At 58.3% G+C, this 22,991-nt stretch carries 18 protein-coding genes and 1 pseudogene; 13 read left to right on the top strand and 6 right to left on the bottom strand.

Annotation, left to right across the window (positions count from 1 at the left end; all coding sequences use genetic code 11):
* Positions 1-55: 55 nt before the first annotated feature.
* From FAZ95_RS34610 to FAZ95_RS34595, 4 genes are read left to right on the top strand one after another with little or no spacing between them, the layout of a single operon-like run.
* Positions 56-1,195, top strand: a complete 1,140-nt coding sequence (locus FAZ95_RS34610; protein ID WP_137336887.1) for a glycosyltransferase — start codon at positions 56-58, stop codon at positions 1,193-1,195.
* Between the two features lie 29 nt (positions 1,196-1,224).
* On the top strand, positions 1,225-2,655 hold the full coding sequence (locus FAZ95_RS34605) for a DUF6418 domain-containing protein (RefSeq protein ID WP_175425837.1): 1,431 nt from the start codon (positions 1,225-1,227) through the stop codon (positions 2,653-2,655).
* 56 nt (positions 2,656-2,711) lie between these two features.
* A complete protein-coding gene (locus tag FAZ95_RS34600) occupies positions 2,712-3,887 on the top strand; it encodes an MATE family efflux transporter (RefSeq protein ID WP_137336886.1) in 1,176 nt (391 codons plus the stop codon).
* Positions 3,884-5,059, top strand: coding sequence for a glycosyltransferase (locus FAZ95_RS34595; RefSeq protein ID WP_137336885.1), 1,176 nt, complete (start codon positions 3,884-3,886; stop codon positions 5,057-5,059). Before FAZ95_RS34600 ends, FAZ95_RS34595 begins: the two co-directional genes overlap by 4 nt.
* Before the next feature lie 242 nt (positions 5,060-5,301).
* Here FAZ95_RS34595 and FAZ95_RS34590 read toward each other — a convergent pair whose 3' ends face one another.
* Together FAZ95_RS34590 and FAZ95_RS34585 are read right to left on the bottom strand one after the other, a co-directional pair.
* Entirely contained in the window at positions 5,302-6,699 is a 1,398-nt protein-coding gene (locus tag FAZ95_RS34590; RefSeq protein WP_137336884.1) for a UDP-glucose dehydrogenase family protein, read from the bottom strand.
* Positions 6,700-7,028: 329 nt separating this feature from the next.
* Positions 7,029-8,030, bottom strand: coding sequence for a helix-turn-helix domain-containing protein (locus tag FAZ95_RS34585; RefSeq protein WP_137336883.1), 1,002 nt, complete (start codon positions 8,028-8,030; stop codon positions 7,029-7,031).
* A gap of 475 nt (positions 8,031-8,505) precedes the next feature.
* Here FAZ95_RS34585 and FAZ95_RS34580 point away from each other — a divergent pair.
* Positions 8,506-9,317 (top strand): IS5 family transposase gene (locus FAZ95_RS34580; protein ID WP_137336882.1). Its coding sequence is split into 2 segments (ribosomal slippage): positions 8,506-8,854 and positions 8,854-9,317, totalling 813 coding nucleotides; the frame shifts between segments, so codons are not numbered across the junction.
* Between the two features lie 4 nt (positions 9,318-9,321).
* Here the strand turns inward: FAZ95_RS34580 and galU are convergent.
* Positions 9,322-10,137: pseudogene (gene galU, locus FAZ95_RS34575) on the bottom strand (UTP--glucose-1-phosphate uridylyltransferase GalU); the annotation flags it as partial.
* 251 nt (positions 10,138-10,388) lie between these two features.
* On the bottom strand, positions 10,389-11,852 hold the full coding sequence (locus FAZ95_RS34570; protein ID WP_137336880.1) for a glycosyltransferase family protein: 1,464 nt from the start codon (positions 11,850-11,852) through the stop codon (positions 10,389-10,391).
* A 101-nt stretch (positions 11,853-11,953) separates the two neighbouring features.
* On the opposite strand from FAZ95_RS34570, the gene FAZ95_RS34565 reads away from it, so the two are divergent.
* The 4 genes from FAZ95_RS34565 (at position 11,954) to FAZ95_RS34550 (ending at position 17,258) form a co-directional block, all read left to right on the top strand.
* The gene (locus FAZ95_RS34565; RefSeq protein WP_137336879.1) at positions 11,954-13,087 is read left to right on the top strand and encodes a GlxA family transcriptional regulator; all 1,134 of its coding nucleotides are present in this window, start codon (positions 11,954-11,956) and stop codon (positions 13,085-13,087) included.
* 595 nt (positions 13,088-13,682) lie between these two features.
* Entirely contained in the window at positions 13,683-16,058 is a 2,376-nt protein-coding gene (locus tag FAZ95_RS34560; RefSeq protein ID WP_137336878.1) for a YjbH domain-containing protein, read from the top strand.
* A gap of 21 nt (positions 16,059-16,079) precedes the next feature.
* The gene (locus tag FAZ95_RS34555; RefSeq protein WP_175425836.1) at positions 16,080-16,829 is read left to right on the top strand and encodes a carboxypeptidase regulatory-like domain-containing protein; all 750 of its coding nucleotides are present in this window, start codon (positions 16,080-16,082) and stop codon (positions 16,827-16,829) included.
* Between the two features lie 144 nt (positions 16,830-16,973).
* On the top strand, positions 16,974-17,258 hold the full coding sequence (locus FAZ95_RS34550; protein WP_137336877.1) for a hypothetical protein: 285 nt from the start codon (positions 16,974-16,976) through the stop codon (positions 17,256-17,258).
* Between the two features lie 37 nt (positions 17,259-17,295).
* Here the strand turns inward: FAZ95_RS34550 and FAZ95_RS34545 are convergent, their stop codons facing one another.
* Both FAZ95_RS34545 and FAZ95_RS34540 read right to left on the bottom strand, forming a co-directional pair.
* On the bottom strand, positions 17,296-17,649 hold the full coding sequence (locus tag FAZ95_RS34545; protein ID WP_137336876.1) for a hypothetical protein: 354 nt from the start codon (positions 17,647-17,649) through the stop codon (positions 17,296-17,298).
* 112 nt (positions 17,650-17,761) lie between these two features.
* Positions 17,762-18,424, bottom strand: coding sequence for a lytic transglycosylase domain-containing protein (locus FAZ95_RS34540; protein ID WP_137336875.1), 663 nt, complete (start codon positions 18,422-18,424; stop codon positions 17,762-17,764).
* Positions 18,425-18,638: 214 nt separating this feature from the next.
* Here FAZ95_RS34540 and FAZ95_RS34535 point away from each other — a divergent pair, with 214 nt between their 5' ends.
* From FAZ95_RS34535 to FAZ95_RS34520, 4 genes are all read left to right on the top strand, one after another.
* On the top strand, positions 18,639-18,875 hold the full coding sequence (locus FAZ95_RS34535; protein ID WP_137336874.1) for a hypothetical protein: 237 nt from the start codon (positions 18,639-18,641) through the stop codon (positions 18,873-18,875).
* 248 nt (positions 18,876-19,123) lie between these two features.
* Positions 19,124-19,858: a ribonuclease activity regulator RraA gene (locus FAZ95_RS34530; protein WP_137336873.1), complete on the top strand. Its 735-nt coding sequence runs from the start codon at positions 19,124-19,126 to the stop codon at positions 19,856-19,858.
* A gap of 108 nt (positions 19,859-19,966) precedes the next feature.
* Positions 19,967-21,301 (top strand): MFS transporter, encoded by a 1,335-nt coding sequence (locus FAZ95_RS34525; protein ID WP_137336872.1) that lies wholly within the window; start codon positions 19,967-19,969, stop codon positions 21,299-21,301.
* Positions 21,302-21,622: 321 nt separating this feature from the next.
* Complete coding sequence (locus FAZ95_RS34520) at positions 21,623-22,882, top strand: MFS transporter (RefSeq protein ID WP_137336871.1); 1,260 nt, start codon at positions 21,623-21,625, stop codon at positions 22,880-22,882.
* Positions 22,883-22,991 lie beyond the last annotated feature (109 nt).

Here is a 22,991-nt window from a genome sequence, read left to right as displayed (position 1 = left end):
ACAAGATCCTAGAACGTCGTTTTCGGAGCGGAAAACGACTTAGGCAGAAAGGGAAATGATGAAAATCGCATGGTTCTTAGGGCCGCGCTCGAGTTCATGGAACGGCGTCGGGCAGCATAGTGCGCTGCTCATTCGTTCCTTGAAGGGTTTCGAAAGGGTCACCGTTGATGAGATCAGCATTCCAGCAAACGCACGGTCGATTAAGCGTTACTTATGGCAATTTCTCGTTTATCCATTTTTGGCGATAAGGGCTGCATGCACCTCCGACCTAGTGGTGATCTATCAGGAGGATATGTGCCACTTAATCCCATTTATCCGTATTGCTGGTGGCAAAGCTTGTCTTATTTTTCATCATGTTGCAGTGCGAAATAAGGTTGATGGCATAGTGGAATATATAAAATCAATTTATCTGCGCTTGCTGCAACATATCGTTTCGTATGCGAATTTGGTGCTGGTCCCTTCTGAGGCGACAGCACGCGATCTGGTCAGTTATACGAACGTCCAGGCGGATACGTTACGGGTAGTTCCATGCCCTTTTGATAATCGATATTTCGATGATTCAAGTGGGTTGGGGAAGTATCTCGCGAGAGAGTTTCTGAAGAATAAATTCGGATTGGATCTGGGAAATAAGTTTGTAATATTGAATGTCGGATCCGACGAAGGACGGAAGAACAACTTTGCACTTTTCGACGGAGTGTCGAGATTAAACACGCTGAGGGAGATCTCCCTAATTCGAGTTGGGGAGCCGATCAATGCGGAGAATAGGAAAATTTGCAAGGATTTCTCGAGAAACTCCGGAGTCGATGCATATTTTTTTGACAAGGTCGACGACGACGATTTGAAGAGATTTTATCTGGCCTCTGATGCTTACGCTTCTCCCAGCTTACATGAGGGATTTGGCAGAACGGTGATCGAAGCCCAAATTGCCGGGTTGCCGGTGGTGGCCTCCGGACTGCCGGTGTACCGGGATAACATGGGGGAGACATTCATGTCGATCGATCAACCGTGGGATGGCGGGGCATGGGCCGACGCGCTCGCGCGATTGATATCTGACGAGGAGCTCACCGCGGCGCTCGTGGTATCGGGACAAGAGAACGCCAAGCGATTTTCGATCGAGGTCGTAGGGGAAAAGCTAAATCAAACCTTCGCAAATTTCTTCGGTAGTGCCCGAAAAGATGCGCGGTTGCCGGGCTGATTTTTTATTATCGTTGATATATGAGAAAAATGAAGCCGGAGAGCGGTGATGCGAAGGCGGTGAAATTATGGACAGCCATAATTTTGATTTTACTGGTACTCGTCAATAGCTTCCTTCCGTACACCAATTTCAACGAATTTAGTGCGCCGGTCACATTTATTCTCGCGACGGCGGCGACCATCGTTCTTCTTATTGTTCGCCCGGTTTTCGCAATATCAATTCTGTATCTATTGATGCTGGCGCTGACGGCGTTCATTGCGGGGATTGGCACAGAGGCTGGGGGGCTGCTGACAGAAACGGGTGTTTTAGGCGAGCCGGATGGTGCGTTTAGCCGGTTGCTGTTGTTTTATATAGTATTTGTCGCGGCCGCGTTTCTTGGCTTCGATAGAACATTTGACGAAAAGAAAAGCCGCGGCTTGGTATACCCAGCCGCAATTGCGAGCCGGAAAAACCTGTATTCAGGAATCGCGTTGGTGTGCCTGATTGTCGTTGCTGGGGTGGGAGCGGGAGCGCTCGAGGGGTTTGCGTTCTTGCAAGGGGTAAATCGTTATGCTTTGCGTAACGATAGCTCGAGCTTGGGAGGGTTACTGTTCTCGACCTTTCTCAACAACAGAATGTTCATGGCTATTTTTTTGGGCATTTTGATCGCGGCGGGGAAAGGGTGGCAGCGCTGGCTTGCCGTAGTGCTGGCTGCAGTGGGGGCGCTACTTAGCGTGCTTCACGGCGAACAGTTTATGGCTACCCTGCAATACTGTTTGAGTGTTTTAACACCGGTCGTAGCGATCAACGTGATCGAACAAAAGCCCGTTCTCCGCTATCTTGGCTTCGGCGCTTTGGTGGCGCTTCTCGTTGGCGGGGTCTCGGTGTATTACGCCTACCAAGCTCAAGGATTTGATGTTGATGAAATGGTTCTGGTCAGATTCCTGCTGCAAGGGCAGGCTTGGTACGTCGTGGATGGCGATTCCGGTTTTTTATCGGCGCCTGCACTCGGCGGAATACACGCGTTTGCCCGCTTCCTCGGCTCCTTGATTAACTGGTCATCTCCGTCATTTGACGACTACACGCACCTTAGCGGCCTGCGCGACTTAATGGTCGCTTATGGTTTGCCAAGCGTGATGGATGCATACGTTACGGATAATGTCACCTTCACGATGGGGCAAATGGCCGTTCCGGTTTTTTGGTTCGGAATGCTGGGCGGTGCAATTTTTGTCTTTTTCACAGGATATTTATTAGGGATTTTGTGTGGTTGGCAAATCAGATTTATTATTCGCGGAGGTGTCGTTGGGCTTTGGTTTGTGACGAAGGTGTCTTACTATGCTGCGTTCGGCATGCAGCAGGGCGAATATTGGAATATTTTTGGAATAAGAATGCTGTTTTTTGTGACTTTGACGGTTGTTTGGTGTTTCTTGTTCGAATCAGGCGCCGAACGGGGTAAAGTCGGATGGCGGGTGCGAGCGTGAGGAATATCGCGCGCTTAGCCGTTTCGTCAATGTCGGGGGTGGCGACGGAAAAAATCGTGGCAATGTTGGCTGCATTCGCGAGTAATTATTTATTTGCTCGAATGTATGGAGCAGCATTGTTTGGTGAATTGCAATACGCGCTATCTTTGGCGTATATCGTCGGAAGTGCGGCGTTGATCTTCAGCGCCCAGTCTGTGAGCCCCATTCTGGGTAGGCATACGCTTTTGCGGCATTTGGTTTTCTATTCCGCGTTCCGGCTGAGGCTTTCCGTCACGGTCCTGGTATTTGTTATTTTTTCCGGAATCGTGCTGCTGATCATACGTCCCCACAGCCTCGAGCTTACTTTGATCGCGGGCCTCGCCATGTTCGCCGAGCCCATTTCCCTTGGGGCGCTGATGGCCTATGTCGACTCGCGGCCGTGGATCGTAACCAGGGCGAAGGCATATGCGAGCAGCGCGCGCGTAATTTGGCTGTATCTGGCGGCGCATGCGTCTCTGGGGGCGGCCGTTGCGTCGATCGCGTGGCCAATCGAAGCATGTGTCGCGGCGGCGGCGCCATTTTTTCGCTATCGGGCGCTTGCTATTGCAGAGCCGCGGCATCTGCGCAACTCGGACGCCGTCAAGCGTATTTTGATTGCGAGAGGGCTTAAGCTCTGGCCGGCCATCGCTGCCGGCATCTTTTTGCTGCGTATCGATCGAATCTTGCTAGGTTCACTAATATCGAAGGCGGAATTAGGCGTCTATGCGGCGGCGGCCTCTCTTGTCGAACAGTGGAACATGATGGGCGCAACGTTGGCGTTGGCGCTCGCCCCGAAACTCGTGTTTGGGATGCGGTCCGGTGCGGAAATCCGACGGGGTGCGCTGATGCTCGGTACGTATTTGGCGGCGTTGGCGGTGGCCGGCAGCATTGGAAATTTCTTTATCGGGCGGTATGTTTTTTTGGCGATATACGGACATGCGTTTGAATCGGGAATTTCCATATTAAATGTCGCAATGTTCTGTTCGGTAGTCGTGTTTGCCGATTCAGGGTTCAGCGCTTGGCTGTTTGCGGCTAAGCAATACCGCATGTTGCTTATCAAGCAAATTCTTACTGTGATGGCCATCGTTGTTTCACCATTTCTGTTCCCTCGTTCCTACATTCAATATTCGCCTTCTATCGGGAGTGCTGCATCGCTCGCATTATTCTGGTTGGTACTGATCGTTAAAACACACTCGCGCGCGGTGAAAAAATGAATATCTGTTTGTGCTCCAATCGATTTCCCCCGTCGGTGGTTGGGGGCGCTGAGCTCACTGTCAGCTACCTGGCTGGAGGTCTGAAGGAAAGGGGACATAAGGTTTCGGTTTTATCTCTTTCCGATACCCACTCCAGAGTCGTTTACGATTGGAAGGGTGTTGATGTACTCGCGCTACCAAATTTCAATATATACAATCAATTTTATCGTGGGGCCCGTAGCTGGATAAGGAAGACTGTTTTTTCAATTGTGGATATATTTAATCCTTTTGTATTTATTGCTGCAATTTTATATTTTCGCGGGCGAAAATTCGATGTGCTGTGCACGCACAACATCAAGGGCATTGGGCCGGCGATCTGGCTTGCTGCGAAGCTTCATGGGATCCCGATAGTTCATGTCATTCACGATTACTGGATGATTTGTCCGTCTTCCACGATGTTCAAGAATGGGCGGGCTTGTTCGGGCGTTTGCCGATCATGTGCGGTTGCCTCTTTTCCAAAAGGGAAGCTGTCGCGCTTTGTGACGAGTGTGGTTGGAGTCAGTAATTTCGCCTTGAATCGACATATCGAAAATAATTGCTTTATGGGTTCAAAGGCGTCGGTAATTCATAATTCCAGGCCACCGATGAGGAATGCGGGTAATGTCTCAAAACGCGATGGCACGTTCATTGTTGGATTTATTGGCCGCATTGAGGCGGAGAAGGGGGTGCGAGAATGCTTTGAGGCGGTAAAAGCGTCTGGGCTAAGCGATGTGGAGATATATGTTGCTGGGCGCGATCCAGACGGTGTTTTGAAGAAGTTAACAGAAGAATTTGGTGGATTTAGGATTAAGTATTTCGGTTTCATCGAACCGGAAGATTTTTATTCTTTGGTCGATGTTGTCGTGGTGACTTCGATGTGGGATGAGCCGTTTGGAAATGTCGCATTTGAGCCATGGGAGTTTTCAAAGCCGACTGTTGCGTTTGCATCCGGCGGGCTTCCGGAGGTATTTGGAGATTTAAAGGAACTGGTCGTGGGGCGCGGAGATGTGGCGTCCCTTGGGGCGATCATTCATCGATTGGCCGTGGATTCGAGTTTTTACGACCATGTTTCGGCGCGATGTGTTGAGCGCCGAGCGTACTTTTCTCCTGATCGGCAGGTTGGAGAGTTCGAGCGCATGTTGCTTGAAATTTAGCGATGAGGGGCTGCCACCTTTGGGGGAAGCCCCTAATTCGAGGTCGCTTGGCAACGGGTGCGACCGCTCGCAACGATCGGGAGAACGAGTTTCGCGGCGGGTTCGCCCGAGGCGTGCGAGACAGCCTCACTTGAAACGTTAGCACGCCTCGCACGCAAAGTATCGGACTCTCGCGACTACCTCGGCTAGAAGATTCGCGAAACAAGTGCGGAGTCAGATGCTGCTTCATCCACTGCAATCCACTATGGGAGGAACGGCCCGTTTCCTCCTCCAATCCCATCCTTTGCCGCGTCTCGCCCGATCGTGTAGTACGTCCACCCCTCCTTTTTCATCGACACCGGGTCATACAGATTCCGGCCATCGAACACGACGGTGTTCTTTAAGGTCGCCTTCATGTGCGCGAAGTCCGGGCTCTTGAATTCCTTCCACTCGGTGAGGATCACGAGGGCATCGGCGCCTTGCAAGGTAGCGTCTCTATCCCTGGAGAATCGAATGCCCTCGTAGCTATCAGGATCGAGATCATCGGCGAGTGTACGACGCGCTTCGTCAAGCGCCACAGGGTCGTAGACGCTCACTGTCGCCCTTGCGCGCAACAATTCGGCAATCAGCGCTCTACTGGTTGCCTGCCGCATATCGTCCGTATTGGGCTTGAAAGCGAGTCCCCAGACAGCAAAATGCTTGCCTTCCAGCGAGTGATCGAAGTGATGCCGGATTTTGTCGAATAGCACCATCTTCTGTTGCTCGTTGACGAACTCCGCCGAGGCGAGAATGTTCAACTCCATGCCTTGCTCGCCGGCCGTGTGCATCAGCGCACGCACGTCCTTCGGAAAGCATGAGCCGCCGTAACCACACCCTGCGTATAGAAAACTGTAGCCGATGCGCGGATCGGACCCGATGCCCTGGCGCACCTGCTCGATATCGGCGCCAACGCGATCCGCCAGGTTGGCCAGTTCGTTGATGAACGAAATGCGTGTCGCCAGCATCGCATTGGCGGCATATTTGGTGAACTCGGCCGAGCGCACATCCATAAATAGCGTGCGTTGATGGTTGCGATTGAACGGGGCGTAGAGCTGCTCTAGTAGGCTTTTCGCGCGCAGGCCGGGCACATCGAGGTCGCAGCCGATCACGATGCGGTCCGGGCGCAAGAAGTCTTCGACCGCGGCCCCCTCTTTGAGGAACTCGGGGTTGGAGACGACAGTGAATTGGGATTCGACACCGCGAACGGCCAGTTCGCGCATGACGATGTCGCGAACTTTGTCCGCGGTGCCGACGGGCACAGTCGATTTGTTCACGATTACCGTGAACGTGTTCATATGCCGTGCGATGCCGCGCGCGGCGGCGAGCACATACTGCAGATCGGCTGAACCGTCTTCATCGGGCGGCGTGCCGACGGCAATGAACTGAATATCGCCGTGCGCCACGGCTTCCGGAATGTCGGTGGAAAAGCGAAGACGTCCAGCCTCGCGGTTGCGTTCGATCACATCCGACAAGCCAGGCTCGTAGATCGGTACGACGCCGTTGTTGAGCTGATCGATCTTGACCGAGTCGACATCGAGACACAACACATCGTTGCCTAATTCCGCCAAGCATGCTCCGGTGACGAGCCCGACATAGCCTGTTCCGACAATGGTGACTTTCATGTGTCCGAGGTGCAAAAAATGGATAGCGAGAAGCAGCGCGACGCTGCATGCCTATTGCTCGTGAATACGAGTTAGAGACCCACGAGCACGCATCTTTACCGAAAGAATTCGGCTTTAGGGCAGGGTGGCGAAAGGGGACCAGATATTTTCATTTTTCGCCAAATCCGCCTTGATGGCCGCGAATGGCGATGTCCGAAAAAAACAAGAAAGTTCGCATAAACGTATTTCTAAAATTTATAAAAAAAACCCGCCGATGAAACTGGCGGGCAAAATGGGGGAATGGGACCCCTCCGGAATCGCAATCGCTGGGCGCCGGATTGGCGAGCGTCCTATATGGATTTCGCCATTAGCCGTTTGCTCGCGCGGTATTCCGTCGGCGTCGTTTCGAGGTGTTTGCGGAACAGCTTCGAGAGCCGTCCGCCGCTGCCGATGCCGCAACGCCGAGCAATCTTGTCGACCGGCAAATTGGTTTCGACGAGCAGGCGGCAGCTCATGTCGAGCCGCACGTACAAGAGGTAGTCGGATGGCGTGACCCCCATCTCCATCTTGAAGCGCCTTAGGAAATTGCGCTCGCTCATGGCGGCGATTTGTGCGGCGTCGTCGATGGCAATCGGCCGATCGCCGTTCGCCTCGAGCCACCGAGCCGACTCCTGAATTTTCTCGCTGACGCAAACCGACGCGTTCTTGCGCACGATGGAGGTGAATTGGGTTTCTGCCGGAGGCGCAATCCAGTTGGAGATCTGGCGTGCGGTTTCCGCGCCGAGGTCCTCGTGAACCACCGACAGCGCGATACGCAACGGGTCCGCGGGCTCAGCCAATGGGGCGCCGCTGGCGACGTTGCGCAAGGACTTGGCGACGCGCTCGCCATAGCCGCGCCCATTTGCGGCCTGCCCGAAGCCGGCCGCTTCGAGGAGCAAACGGCCTTCGGCGATCGGGAAGATCAGCTCCGTGCGAGGATAGGCACGGCGTAGCCACGTGACCAGCCGCTCGTCGCGCAATGCGTTGGCGGCCCCGATGCCGCCGACGATGAAGAGCGCGTGGAAATCGTCGGTATTGCGCAGTGTCTCGACGCTCTCTGTCCAGACGAAGACGGACGACGCGCTGGCGATTCTGCCGCCAGCCGCCGAGAGCAAACAGACTTCGTAGTGCGCGCTACCACGTTGCGCCGAGCCGGCAAATGCATTTGCCGAGTGGAATACCTCTACGATTGCTGCCGCGCCGGGAAGTGCAAAGCCATTGAACAACGCCACGCCGATACGCTTTGCACGGCGCGTGTCAGGCAGGATAAGCGGCAATACGGCATTCCGTTGAATTTCGGCAAAGCACTGCATCTCACTTTCCCCGGCAAATTGGTGGTCTCGTTCCGATCGTCTTTGCGTCGGATTAATCGAACGAGCCGATCGTACCTAGGGATAGCCCTTATCAATATTTAATGGCCGAAATTGCCAACATGTTGTCGGATAGCGTCAATCCCTAAAGAAATGAAAATTGGCCTCGTAAATCAACGCGCATAAGTAATATTGAAAATTGCGCGCAAACGTTTTCGTAACGATTCGTAAAGCTGTATTTACGGCTTTATGCCGCTTTAGAACTGCTAATCGAACGTCGTCTCTTTGGAAGCGCAGAGCGATGGTGCGATGAAGGAGCGCACCGATTCCTGCAGGCCAGCCAGATAGTCATATAGGTAAGCATTGAACTCGGCGCTCACCTCCGGATGCCTTAGAAGCCTTAACAAAATGACGCTTGGGGCTGTTTACTTTCGATCGTTCCTGTTAACCTTTTCGTTGTTTCGACGGCGAAAAGGACATGGCCAGACCCATACTCGACGACGACCTCTGGGCACTCATCGAACCGTTGCTGCCGCCGCCCAAACCCCGGCGCTCGCGGTATCCCGGGCGCAAACCGCTGGACAATCGCGCGGTGCTCACCGGCATCCTATTCATCCTCCAGAGCGGTCTGCGCTGGGACATGCTGCCACGCGAGATGGGCTGCGGCAGTGGCATGAGTTGCTGGCGGCGCCTGCGCGACTGGCAGGAAGCCGGCGTATGGGACCGGCTACACGAAGTGCTGCTCGCGCGGTTACGCGCAGCCGACCAGATCGACTGGTCCCGGGTCATCGTCGACTCCTCTTCAATCCGTGCGGTCGGCGCTGGTCAAAAACGGGACCCAATCCCGCCGACCGCGCGCGACCTGGTTCAAAGCACCACCTCATCACCGAAGCGCAGGGCATCCCGCTCGCGGTCATCCTGACGGGCGCCAACCGCAACGACGTCACCCAGCTCCAGGCACTGGTCGATGCAATCCCGCCGATCGGCGGCAAACGTGGAAGGCCGCTATCGAAGCCCCAAATCGTTCAAGGTGACAGGGGCTACGACCACGACAAATACCGACGTCCGTTACATGCCGCCGGCATTGCAACTGAGATAGCGCGGCGGGGCCAGCCTCACGGCAGCGGTCTGGGCAAAACCCGCTGGGTCGTCGAGCGCACTATCTCGTGGCTTCACAACTTCCGACGACTGCGCATCCGCTTCGAGCGCCTGGCGTTTATTCATGAAGCTTTCCTGAAGCTGGCCTGCTGCATCATCTGCTGGCGACAGTTGCAAAACTCATTTTGTTAACACCTCTTAGCGCAAACTCGACCGTTGCCTTCAAATAGCCGAGCTTGCTGCCGCAATCGAAGCGCGTGCCGTGGTACTTGTACGCAAGCACTTGCTCGTCGGCGAGCAGCGACTGGATCGCATCGGTCAACTGCAGCTCGCCGCCAGCGCCGGGCTTTAGCGCGCGCAGGTGATCGAAGATGCGAGGCTTCAGGACATAGCGGCCCACCACGCCCAGGTTAGACGGCGCGACTTCCGGTGCCGGCTTTTCGACAATGCCGGTCATTTTGATGATCGAGTCTTCCCATTTCTTACCCGCCACGATCCCGTACGATTTCGTGTCCGATGGCGGGATCTCTTCGACCCCGATCACCGAGCTGTGATAGTGGTCGAACATTTCGATCATCTGCTGCATCACGGGCGGCTCGCCATACAGCAAGTCGTCTGCGAGGATCACCGCGAACGGGTGGTCTCCGACGAGCTTCTCGGCGCACAGCACCGCGTGGCCAAGGCCGAGCGCTTCCGGCTGGCGCACGTAGAAGCAGTCGACATGGCTCGGCTTGATGCTGCGCACGAGCTCGAGGAGCTTGTCCTTGCCGCGCGCTTCGAGCTCCGCTTCGATCTCGTACGACTTGTCGAAGTGGTCTTCGATCGCGCGCTTGCTGCGGCCCGTCACGAAGATCATTTCGGTGATGCCGGCGGCCATCGCTTCTTCGACCGCGTATTGGATCAGCGGCTTGTCGACGACCGGCAGCATCTCTTTCGGGCTCGCCTTGGTCGCAGGGAGGAAGCGGGTACCGAGTCCAGCTACAGGAAATACGGCTTTCTTAACCTTGAACATACGAGTTCCCGAATGTCGTCACCGTGATTGAAACCGGAAGCGCGCTTGCGAGTGCCTAAGCCATGGCAAGCCGGGATTCCGGGAATGCCTCGGTCAAGCGATCGATGTTCACACGCTTGCCGTAAGAGCCGGGGTGAGCATAGAACGCTCAATGGGGACTCGTGCTGCATGTGGCGGAAAGCACGCCGATTTTGACGGAAACCGGCACAACGCAGATTGAGCGCGAGAAAGAATCGGTAAGCGAGCGAGCCTTAGGCCTGGTCTGCAAGCAAAATGGCCGAAAGGAAGCGCTTGCGGAATACGCTAAGCAGGCGATCATGAGCGAGGCGCTCAAGGGTGCCTCTTAGCATGGTCATTTCGTGGGTCGAAAAGCGATGGAGGAACTCCACGCTATTCGTTATCTGGCGCATGGCTTCTCTATCGAAGGCAACGCCAAAACCGGCGGTGCGGGCATGCAGGGCGAGTGACGAGGGCGGCTTGGCATGTGTGGAATCGTTGAGCCGTGCGCCATCGAGCGCAACAGTGCGCGGAATGAGTACGACGTCTGCAGCTGCCAAGAGCCAACGTTGCTTGGCATCGTCCGATAGCGGGCCCATTTGCGTGACCCGGCTGCCGAAGCGTTCGAGCATCGGTTGATGGGCCTTCTCGACGCGGCCGACGAGCGCGAGATGCGTATGCGGCGATCTGGCGAGTATTCGAGCTGCGGGGACCCATTGAGCCGCATTGACGCTCGGAGACGATTCGGTAAATGTGACCATGACCAGCGTCTCGTCGGTAAAACCGAACAGCCGGCGTGCGCGATTGCGCTGTTCGGGCGCGAGGTGTCCGTACCATGGGTCTGGAAGCACGATGATGGGGCGGTGTCCGATTGTGCGTCCTTCCAGGCACTCGTGAAAGGCAATCAACGTGACGTCGGCTTCGGCAAGCGACGCGATCGCGTCCTTAGCGATGCATCTCGACTCTGCGGGCGCGCACCGCGGCGCAAAGAGGTCCTCGCTGCGGTGTCTGACGGCGAAGCAGCGAGCTTTTGCAAATCGCAGCTTCAGCGCCACGGCATGGGCGATGAAGGCATCGAAGTAGTCGTCCGCACTTAGGAAGATGAGATTGGCGAGGTCGTCGGGACCGACGATTTCCGCGCAAGTGTCAAGCAACGATGCGAACTGTTCGAGTCCAAGGGGGCCCGTATTGGTGCTTAGATCGACACTCGACGGTACGAAATACAGATTAGGGCAGGCCGAATCCAGCCATTTCGTCAATTCGGCCGTTGCGTAATCCGCGCGAGTAACGATGTAAACCGGACTAGTTGAACGTTTGCGCAGCGCGAATATGGCATTGGAGAGGATTTCAAGACGAACGCCGCGTGCCACCGGTTCAATCAGTATTGTTGGAGCAATCACGGTGAGTTCCACTTTACCAATTCCGCAACAGAGCAGTTGCGTATTGTTTGCCGATATGTAAAAAGGAATCTGACGCGCGCGAGAAGTTGAATGGCGAGCGTCATACTTTTTTTGGGTCAATTTAGGGTAAACCAAAGCAATTGCCTTATTCAGACAAATTGTTGCCGTTTTTTCCTGCGGTATCGAATCGAAGCCTTGACATTGGCGCGCCGCTTTTTCCGATGCGGCCGGTGCCGCACCGGTCCGCCTGGCCGAGGTGCCACGTTGCGCCGAATACAGTGCTTCGCGCGAACGGCACCGGTTCTCATCGCCATGCAATGCGAAAGCGAGGCCGCGCCTGAAATTCAATAAGGCGGTTAATTTAATTACGGTTTCTTTCGAAATCGAAGATTTTGCCTATTCGGACAAAACCTTGCCAATTGTCGCCAGCTGCAATCGACCGCATTGGCGGGGTAGGTAAGATGCGCTTCACAAGAAAAGAAGAAGCAGATCGATTGCGCCACGGGGGCAGTATGCAACCACAGACAAACCATATGAGATATCGCCAAGCGATATCGCAATCCTCGGCACCTCTTGCCCCAGAGACCGAGTCGAAAATCGCTGTAGTCGTATTCGATGGGTTTTCGGTGATGGAAGCTGGCCTGGTCGTCGAGGTTTTTCATCGAGCAAACCGGGCCAGCGAGGCCATGTCGATGCGACGGGGAGACAAGCAGTTCTCGGTTACGGTGTTGTCCGTCAGGGGCGGATACGTGATCGATTCGTTATCGATTCAAGTATGGACCGAGTCGATCCGCGACTGGTCGGCGGAGAAGCTGGATGGCGTCTTTGTGATCGGAGGCGGCAATGCGTCGCGCGCGGCCGAGGACCCGCACGTCATCGAATCTTTGCGCCGATTCTTGGCGAAGGCTGGTGTCGTCAAGTGGGACCGCGACGGGAAACTGCATGCGGCGGTGACGTCTGCGGAGGCGGTGACGACGAACGCGGCAGCGCCCGTCGGCCCGCCTGCGAAGCGCGTGCGCAGCCGCACGGGCGGACGGACCTTTCCCTTTGGCGGCGACGTCGAGAGTTCTCTGGCCGTTGCGCTGTCGCTCGTCAAGGGCGATCTGAGAAAGCAAATCGAATCGCAGATGCTGCAGCGAATGAAATCGCTGCACGTCGGGGTGGGCGAGGCCGGCCAGGGTGAACGCGACGAATCGGATTGGACGGACCGGATACGGGCTGGTGCGAAGTGGCTGCGCGAAAACTACAAGCGGTCCATTTCGATCGCGCAAGCGGCGGAAGGCGCTGGCATGAGCGAGCGCACCTTCTTGCGGCGTTTCAAGGCTGAGACTTCAATGACGCCTTCGGAATATTTGCTAGGCATTCGTCTCGAGGCGGTGTGCCGCTTGCTGATCGAGACCACCTTGCCGGTGGACAAGATTGCGCGTCGCTGCGGAATGGGCGGCGGCGAGCGGTTGTCGCGCGTTTTCAGACGCCGGTTCTCGCTAACGCCGACCGAGTATCGCGCCGCCAACGCGGGCGCGAGCGACGCGGAGCAACCAGACACGGCATGACGGGCTGCTCTCGCAATCGAACGATGCGCCGTGCGTGCCGTCGCTAACTCGCCATTCTAGTTTGACGACATTCGCGGCGTGTCGTGTCTTAGCGGCCGATATCGGCCGTTGATCAAATCGCCAAGGAGTCCAGATAGATCGAGCAACCAGGTCAACCCTGTGAGTTGCTCCCGTTTCGTTTAGCGATCGAGGGATCGCTAGACGAACGCATGGCGGAAAACGTCATGAACACCGCATATGACGGATTGCGCCAACTGTTTGACTGAATAGGCCCTATCTCGCCTTTTACCATGCGAACCGTTATCCGCATTTTCGTGCAACGCATCAATTGTTGTACGCGAGGTCTGGCATACGCCTATTTCAGGCGCTCATTCGATGTGCTCATGCGAATGCCAATGCGGCGGATTGACTGAAACCTTAAAGCGTGTCCGCGTGAATTGGCTGCCGCTGAATGGCGGAGCGTTCGTCGGCGGGCACGATGAACTCCAGATAGTTCCCCATTCCGTTTGTCGGCGGCACGACGGCCGCGTGGTTTCGCTTTGCCGGTTCGGAACGAGGGGCGGCGGTCGATCAACGTAAGCAACTCCCAGGATAAATGCCCAATAGATTGCGCGCACAACGACCGCCCTCGACACCGAAAGCATTGACGCTCGGCGCGGCGTTAGCGCTTTCGGCGTCGGCACATGCTTCCGATCCGGCGCTGAATGCCTTCGGTCAAGCCGGCGGACTGGTTATTCCATACGCGTTTGCCTTGCCCGAGGGGGTTGTGGAGGGGCAGTACAACAACTATATCGATCCGCGCTTCGGGCAACAGGCTACGGGCTCGCAGGTGTACTGGGGCGCGGTTGGCTTGCTGCCCTATGTCGAAGCGTCCGGCGGATTGGCGAACTATCCGGGCAATGTGCCTGCGCATTTTCCGGGCGCCGACCACTTCATCTTTCGGCACCTGATGGCGAACGTCAAGCTCGAGGTGCCCAAGCTGTTCGAGTACCAGCCGGCAATCGCGTTCGGCATGACGGATATCGGCGGACAAACGCACTATTTCCGCTCGACGTATGGCGTCGTGTCGCAAAGCTTCGGGCCTGCGACGCTGACGATCGGCTACGGCACGGGCGATCGCCTAAACGGCCTGTTCGGCGGCGCGCAACTGTCGCTTTGGAACACCGGCTTGTCGCTGCTTGCGGAAGACGACTCGAAGACGCCCTATGCCGGCGTGCGCTATCAGTCTCCGGCGATCCGTTGGCTCGCGGACGCGAGTGTGATCGGTACGGTCATGCGATCGCTCAGAAAAACCGACGGCGTATCGCCTCGCACATCGGTATCGATCGGCATTCAGATCCCGCTGGGTAAGCGGTTTACCGCACAAGGCTGCGGGGACGGTCTTTGCAAGGAGACGCAGGCTCTGCCGAATGTCGACGTGTCCGACTCGTATCGAGAGGAGGCGCAGAAGCTCGGGAAACTGCCACTCCCCGCTGCGCCGACGGTCACGGCCGATACGGGCAAGCTTGCGCAAGACATACGGCCGCCTGTACCCACGCCGCAATCTTATGCATCGACCGTCGTCAACGACGCAACGCCGGCGGTTGCGGACCTTCACACATCGGCCATTCCCGACGCGCTGGAGACCTCTGCGTTCGACGTGATCTTCCGCAAGCTGACGGGCGCCGGATTAGAGCGTGTGCGCGTCGGCGTCAGCGGCAAGGACCTGATCGTCGAATACGAAAATCACCGCTATAACCAGAACGAAGCCGATGCGCTCGGTATCGTGCTGGGCGTGGCGAGCGCCAACGCGCCGAATGGCATCGAGCGGATTCACGCCGTGATCAAGAAGGCCAACGAACCGCTAGGCGAAGTGATCGTGGACCGCGCCGCATTCGCGCAATTCATTGCAGGCGGCGCGCCGGGTCCGGCCAGTACATCGATGACGATGACGACCCGCCTGACCTACGACGCCGACTCGATTGCGTGGTACGGCAACGAGCATGCTCACGGACTGACGCGCATTCGCATTTCGCCGATTGCGAGCTATCTGTACGGCACCGAGTACGGCAATTTCGACTTGTCGCTTGGCGCGAACATCGAAGGGTTCGTGCCGCTTTGGCGCGGCGCGGAGCTTTACGCGAATTACGTTGCGCCGCTTTACAACACGAAGAACATGGACGCTGGCCGCGTCTTTAGCGCATACCGCTTGAAAGGCGGGCTCGAGTCGGCTGCCTTGGCGCAAAGCTTCTGGGTGATGCCGCGGATCTTCAACGTGGCGGCGCTCGGCAAATTCGACTACAGCTACGTCGGCGTGGAGAACGAGACGACGGCGTTCGTGCCGGGACGTCCCGATCTCGTGCGCCTGCGCCTCGCGTATCTGCATCACGAGCCCGGCCATGACACGCTGCCGAGCGTGAAGAATGCCGAGCTCACCTACCGCTGGGTCCAGCCTTCATGGAACGTCTGGGTGGAGGCGGGCGTCGCGCGCTACGTCGGCGGAGACAAAGGGCCGCTCATTACGCTCACGCGCTGGTTCGACGACGTCGCGATCAGCGTGCATGGCGAGCACAGCGGTCAGGGCAGCTTCGTCGGCGCGACGATCAGCTTCCCGCTCACGCCACGCCAGGGCATGAAGCCGGGCATCACACAGGTATCCGGAGACGAACAGTTCTCACTGGACTTCCGCACGCGGGTCGGCTCGACCAACTATCTGAGCGCCAACGCGGCGGAGAACCTGGGCTTCGCTTACAGCACGCAACAGAACTTGCTCAATCAAGGGCGCTTCAGCGGCGCCTATTTCAGCACGCAGCTATACCGGATGCGCGACGCGTATTTGCGCTACGCCGCGCCAGATGGCGACGCACCGAAACCGGATGTGCATCCGGCGGTGGTCGATGGAACGGCGGCAGACGCGTCGACGCGCGACTGCAGTGGCGGTTTGCAGGGTGTAGGCGAGGAGCAGGCGCGGGTGCCTGCCAGTTGCAAGTAATTTCTTCCTGGGAGAGAAACGATGAAGCTTTTTCATGCGGCTAAGCAGCGCTCGCTGCAGCTCGGAGCCGTTGCGCTCGCAACCAGTTTGCTCGCCGCGTGCGGCGGCGGCAGCAGCGGAAGCGCGCCGTCCGGTACGGTGAGCGGTACGGCCGCGGTGGGTGCGGCCATGGCCAATGCCTCGATCACGCTGAGTTGCAAGAGCGGTTCGTCGAGCACGACGGCCAACGCAAGCGGTGCGTATTCGGCAACGTTTGCGTTCGACGGTCCGTGCGTGATCACCGCGACGAACGGTACGGCCACGGTCCATTCGTTCGCCTCCGGCGCGGGAACGTACAACGTCACGCCGCTTACGGAGCTGCTGTTGAGCTATATGGCCGGGTCACTCGGCACGACGCTCAACGGTCTGCTCGGTGCGATCACGACGAATACGACGTATCAAGGCGCTTTGACGAACAGCACCGCGATCGCTAACGCGCAGAACAGCGTCGCGCAGCTTATCAAGAGCCAGTACGGCGTGACGCTCTCGACGAGCTCATTCCTCACGGTGTCGTTCACGCCGGGCCAAACGGGCGCCGACTCGGATCTCGACACGCTGCAAACGAAGGGCGCGATCACGAGCAACGGGCAGCCGGCATCGAGCTTGTCGAGCGCTGCTGTTTCCGCCGGCGCGTCATCGCCGCTCGGCGGCGGTTCCAGCGGCGGTACGACGGGCTCGGGCAGCGCGACGGGTGGCACGGGCGGTACGGGCGGAACCGGGACCACGGGCTGACGCGTTTGCGCTCGGCAAGGCGTCGATTTTGTTTACCAGGCCCGCCTTCTGCTTACGGAGGCGGGCACATCACCCTACGTTTGCAGCATTCTGATTAGCTGAACCTTGCTGGCCCGCCCCTTCCCGGGCAGCCGGAGAACTCACATGCCCATCGGCAAAATGGAAGCTCGAATCTCCCGCCTCGAACGAGGTATCGAGCATTTGGCGGCTTGTCTGGCGGTACAGGCTGCATTTGCTCAAGCGCTTGCCGAAAATTCGAATCAGACGGCGCAAGTCGCGCAAGTATTCAAGCACGCTGTCGACATCCTGCTTTCGATGCAGGACGACCGGCCGGTCTCGGCGGATTTCGAAGAGACGGTGGCGCTTCAAGCCAACGCGTTACTGGAATCGCTTGCCAAATCTCGTGGTGCGCCTAAAGGCAGTCCCTGAGAACGGCAAGGTGCGTCTTGGCGCAAAGCAGGACGAGTCAAGCGCGGCTGCTTGCGGCTTTGACACTGCGCCGCGAGAGCCGTCCGATCGTCGCTTGCGGCAGCGTGGCGATCAACGTGTGCAAGGTGAAGTCGAAGTCTTCGGCGGCGATGTCGAATAGCACGCGCACGTCGCCGCGTACGGCTTCGATGCCGGCTACGTACACGCCGAGCGGGCAGTGCAGCAGCGCCCGGATTTGCGCACGCGATTGCTCGGGCGACGCATAGTGGAGGCTTACCGGCAGCAAGATCCGCTGAGAGGAAGGAAACCGAATGACGTTGTTGCGCGAAACCGATTGTGCCGGCGCGCTGGATTCGGCGTGCACGACCTTGAGCCATTGAGTGGAAGCCATGGTATGAAGCGAAAGCGCCCGGGTTGATCAGCTTGATTCCAGAGTACGCACAGCCGCATAAACGTCGTGCAAAAAAGCGGCCGGTGCATGGAAAAATGCGGTGCCGCCCTGGTCAATACTTCAACGCCGCCGGCGATGCGAAGGCGTTGTTGTGTGCGGTATTGCTGAAGGCTGTCTTAATCACGTTCATGCGATCGGTCACCCGCCTGGCGTAGCCTCGCGCGCCGCCGCTATAGCGGGCCAGCGCGTCGTGGACATCGCCGTCCGATGCCTCGATATAGTCATGCAGGATCGCGGACCCGATGCTGACGTTGATGCCCGCGTCGGTGAGATCGGCGGTGCGCTGCACGCGGTCCCGGTGCTGCGACGGCAGCACTTGCATGAGGCCCTTCGCGCCGACCACGCTCACCGCGAAGCGGTCGAAATTGGATTCGACCGCAATCACCGCGAGCAGCAACAACGGCGATATCGTGTCGCGTTTCGCCGCATTCAGCACGGCATGCCCGATTTTCAGCGACTCTTGCAGGCCGATATGAAAGCGGACGTTGAGTACCGTCGCGATGTCTTCCGCTGTGGGAGTGCGGTCTTGCGCCGCATCGGACGCGGGAGCGAGCGGTGAGCTCGAGGGCGGCGCGATATCGGAAGCAGCGGCGCCCGAAGCATCCGCGCCGTAACTGATTCCGTGACTCAAGCCGACGGCTACGATTGCCGCAAGAACAAAACTGCGAAGGCTGCGCGAACGCGCGCTCAGCCGATCGCCGAAATTGTTGTTCATGGTTGTTAGCGTTTTCGTCGATGTAACTGACGAAAACATTACCCGCCGATGCCGATCGATTTCAGAAAAAGGCGGCCGTCGTCCGCAAAAATTGCATAAAGATTCGAACGCGAGGCGGCATTATTTACACCGGGTTTACGCCCGGTTCGCGAGTCTTAACGCCTTTCTCCGCTCGTTCCGCGCGAAAATGGTTTGCATGTCGTAGGAGAAAGTCATGCTTGGCCTGACGTTTTGGAAGCACGCGAGCGAAGAGAAGAACGATAAAAACGGCGGCGGTTTGCCGGTGCCGCCGAACCCGCTCGCAGCGAAGCACCGGCGTCAGCAGAAACTGAGAGTGCTCGTCTTGGCGGGGGCGGCCCTGGCCGCTATCGCTATCGCGTTCGGCTTGCCGATGATTGGCCTTACCGTCTATCTCATGGCGACGTTGCCGTTCATTCTCTTTGCTTCTTGACTGCCGCTTCTTGGCGCACACGAAGCCTGCGTCGAGCGGGCTTCGTGATCGATCGATGTGGTTCTCGCGCCGCGGCCTGTGCGGGCGCGTTTGCGCCTCTTTCTCCGTGTAATCCCTAAGCAGACGATTGCGAATGGTACCGGTACCTTTTTGAGCGTTGCGACGCTTTCGCTCGGCGAGCGCAGTTGCTTTGCGGCGTTCAAGGCCGCAGCAAGCCTGCGATTCCTCCACTCGATCAGGACCTGTTCATGAACGCATCCGATATTGCGGTGAGCGATGCTGCGCTCGAGCAACTGCGCCACGTCAGCACCGCGACGCTCACGACGCAATTGTTCAAGCGCGGCTTGCGCAACGTTTTTTTGCAAGGCGTCGCGCCGCTTGTCAAGCCGGCCGCCGGCACGCCGAATCTGGTCGGCCCGGCCTTTACGCTGCGCAATATTCCAGCGCGCGAAGATCTCGATCATTTGGGCGTGTTTCAGAACCCCGATCACCCGCAGCGCAAAGCGGTAGAGACGGCGCCCGCCGGCAGCGTGCTCGTGCAGGATTGCCGAGGCGAGCGCAGCGTGGCGTCGGTCGGTTCGATTCTCGCGGCACGGCTCAAGCAGCGCGGCGTCGCGGGCATGGTGTCGGACGGCCCGGTGCGCGACAGCAGCACCATCGCCGGGCTCGGCCTGCCGATTTTTTGCGCAGGCGCAAGCGCGCCACTCAATCTCGCTAAACATCACGCCGTCGATATGAACGTGCCGATCGCTTGTGGCGGCGTGGCGGTGTATCCGGGCGACATTGTCGTCGGCGATGGCGACGGTGTCGTGATCGTGCCGCGCCATCTCGCAGAAGACGTGGCGCGCGATGCGACGGAGCAGGAACGGCTGGAAGCCTTCATCGCCGAGCGGATCGAAGCGGGGGCGCCGCTGCGGGGGACCTATCCGCCCGACGAGGCGACGCTTGCCGCTTACGCGCAATGGCGTGCGAACAAAACGTAAGCGCTTAGGTACTGAATTAGGCACGCTAGATCGGCAGAAGAAGTTCAGCAAGGCGTCACGCGGTTCGAACACTATCACTCGCGCAACCGCGCGAGTGCAGGAGACATCGTGAACACCGATACGCAGGCAAACGACGAAGCAAGGCTGATCAACCGCCTTGCGCTCAGATTGATGCCGTTGGTGGGCCTGCTGTACCTCGTCGCTTATATCGATCGCGCGAACATCAGCTTCGCCAAGCTGCAGATGCTCGACAGTCTCGGCTTGAGCGAGACGGCCTACGGCCTCGGCGCGTCGCTATTCTTTATCGGCTACCTGCTGTTCGAAGTGCCGAGCAACGTGATGCTGCATAAATACGGCGCACCGCGCTGGATCGCGCGGATCATGCTGACGTGGGGCACCGTCACGATCTTGCTCGCATTTACGAAGAACACGGCGATGTTCTATACGCTGCGTTTCCTGCTAGGGGCCTCCGAAGCCGGCCTGTATCCCGGTGTCATCTATTACCTCACGCTGTGGTTCCCGGCGCGGCACCGCGTGCGGATGCTCGGCTACTTCACGGTCGGCAGCAGTCTCGGCAATATGCTTGGCGCGCCGATCTGCGGTTTTCTGCTCGACAAGGGCGGGCTCTTCGGGTTGCAAGGCTGGCAGCTCGTGTTCATCGTGACGGGTCTGCCGTCGTTGCTGCTGACAGGGGTCGTGCTGCGCTGGCTGCCGGCCTCGCCTGCGAAAGCGCGGTTTCTTGCCGACCACGAACGAACCTGGCTTGCGGAGACGCTCGATGCCGAGCGCTCTCTCGCGCAGAAGACAAGCACGGTTCACTCGACTCCGCTCTCCGTACTGATCGAGCGGCGAGTGCTCGGCATGGCGTTCTTCTACATGATGCTGTCGATCTCCGTGTACGGCGTGAGCTACTGGCTGCCGACGCTCGTCAAAGGCTTCGGCGTCAGCAACACGACCAACGGTTTGCTCAACACGCTGCCTTGGCTCGCGGCGACGATCATGCTCGCGTGGCTGCCGTCGAAGCTGCGCGCCGGTCATCGCACGATCGTCGCGATGCTGTGCATCGCGCTCTTGGGAACGGTGTTCTTTCTTTGCAGCGTATTTTTGCCGACCAACACGCTGCGTTTCGTCGCGCTGTGCCTTGGCGCACCGTGCATGTACCTGCTCTTGCCATGCTTTTGGACGCTGCCGCCGAAATTCCTGACCGGCGCACGCGCGGCGGCGGGCATCGCCGCGATCAATTCGCTGGGCAATATCGGTGGGTTTGCTGCGCAGAATCTCGTGCCGTGGGTGCGTCAAATCAGCGGAAGCACCAAGGCGCCGATGTTGATTCCCGCCGTGTGCCTCGCCACCTTCGCTTTGATCTCGCTTGTCTTGATCTTGCGCGAGCGGCGGCGTGGCGGCCGTGAAGCGACAGGCGGTCCGCAGCGCGCAGCGCTCTGAGCCACCATCCGGCTCGCCACGAAGATCGTTGACCACGATGCTTTAGCCGGGTGTCGCGATTCGCGCGTCTGACGCGCCTCCCCGTCAATCCCCAGCCGTTCATCTTCACGACACCGATCCCGGCACCGGGGCAGCGACGTCTCCACGCGTTGCTTCCTGACGCGATCTCCATGGCCTTCCTTGCGACCGAACCTGGCCCCGGAACCCGTTCAGCGTTTTCCCTTAGCGCAGCGCGCTTGCTTTCGCACGTAAACAACTTATGATCTATAACGAATATGTAAAATAACTATATCGCCAGGAACAACGATTGGAGACGCTTACATGAACCTTAATCCCCACCACGACACGGCCTATGAGCGCAAAACGCTCATCCTGCTGGCGCTGGGCTTCGGCCTCGTCGGCCTCGACCGCTGGATCGTCGCGCCGCTGTTTCCGCACATGATGCGCGACCTGGGGCTCGACTTTCAGCAGCTCGGCAGCCTGATCGGCATTCTCAGCGTCGCATGGGGCGTATGGGCGATCGCGATGGGGCCGGTGTCGGATCGCATCGGCCGCAAGAAGATTCTCGTCGTCACGATGATCGCGTTTTCGCTGCTGTCGAGCCTGTCGGGCCTCGCCGCCAGCTTCGGGAGCCTCATGCTGATCCGCGCAATCATGGGGGTCGCCGAAGGCGCGTTCACGCCCGCAAGCGTGGCGGCTACCGGCGAGGCGTCGCTGCCGTCGCGGCGCGGTTTCAACCAGGGCTTGCAATTGAGCATGTTCTCGCTGCTGGGTCTGGGCTTTGCGCCGATCATCGCGACGCAGCTCTTGCGCGTCGTGCCGTCGTGGCATTGGGTATTCATGATTTCGGCGATCCCGGGGCTGATCGTCGCTGCGCTGATTGCAGCCATGCTGCGTGACCATCCGAAGAGCGAGTTGCCGGGATCGGATGCGGGGCATGTGAAGGCGCGCTGGACCGCGCTGTTCGGCAGCCGCAACGTTCTGCTCGCGACGCTCGCGATTCTCTGCGCGATGGCCGGCATTTTCGTCGTTAGCGCGATGGTGCCCACGTACCTCGTGGAAGTGCTTCATCTCGACACGCAAAGCATGGGCTTTGTCGTATCGGCAATCGGTTTCGGCGGCTTTATCGGCTCGTTTGGCGTAGCGGGCGTTTCGGACTTCATCGGGCGCCGCGCCGCGGCGTTCATCGCGTTCGTCGGCGCCGCGTTTCTGCTCTACGTCTTTTCGCAGACCGGCGCGAATCCGCAGCTTTTGTTTGCGCTCTTGTTCGGCATCTCGGTGTTCGCGCTCGGCCTGCTGGGGCTGCTGAGCGGACCCATTGCGACGGAAGCGGCGCCACTTGGGCTCGTCGCGTCGTCGGTCGGTTTCGTTTCCGGTACCGGGGAGATCTTTGGCGGCGGTCTGGCGCCTGTGATCGCGGGTTATATCGCTCAGCATTTCGGGCTTGCGTTCACGCTCGACTTTGCGCTCGCCGGGCTCATCGGCGGCGCGGTGGTGTCGGTGTTTCTCGTCGAAACGGCGCCGCGCAAGCGCGAAAACCGCGTTGCCGAAACGCTGGGCGTATCGCGCGATACGGTTTGAGCGTTAGGCGTATTCGCGCAATGCATCGCGTGCCGGGCAATCGATAGCCCGGTCTGCGCAGCGATAGCGATCTACACGGCTTTCCAAGCAAGCAAACGGAGCGGCCTCA

The sequence above is a fragment of the Trinickia violacea genome, assembly GCF_005280735.1.
Classification (GTDB): domain Bacteria; phylum Pseudomonadota; class Gammaproteobacteria; order Burkholderiales; family Burkholderiaceae; genus Trinickia_A; species Trinickia_A violacea.
This window is presented reverse-complemented; position numbering and strand designations above follow the sequence as displayed.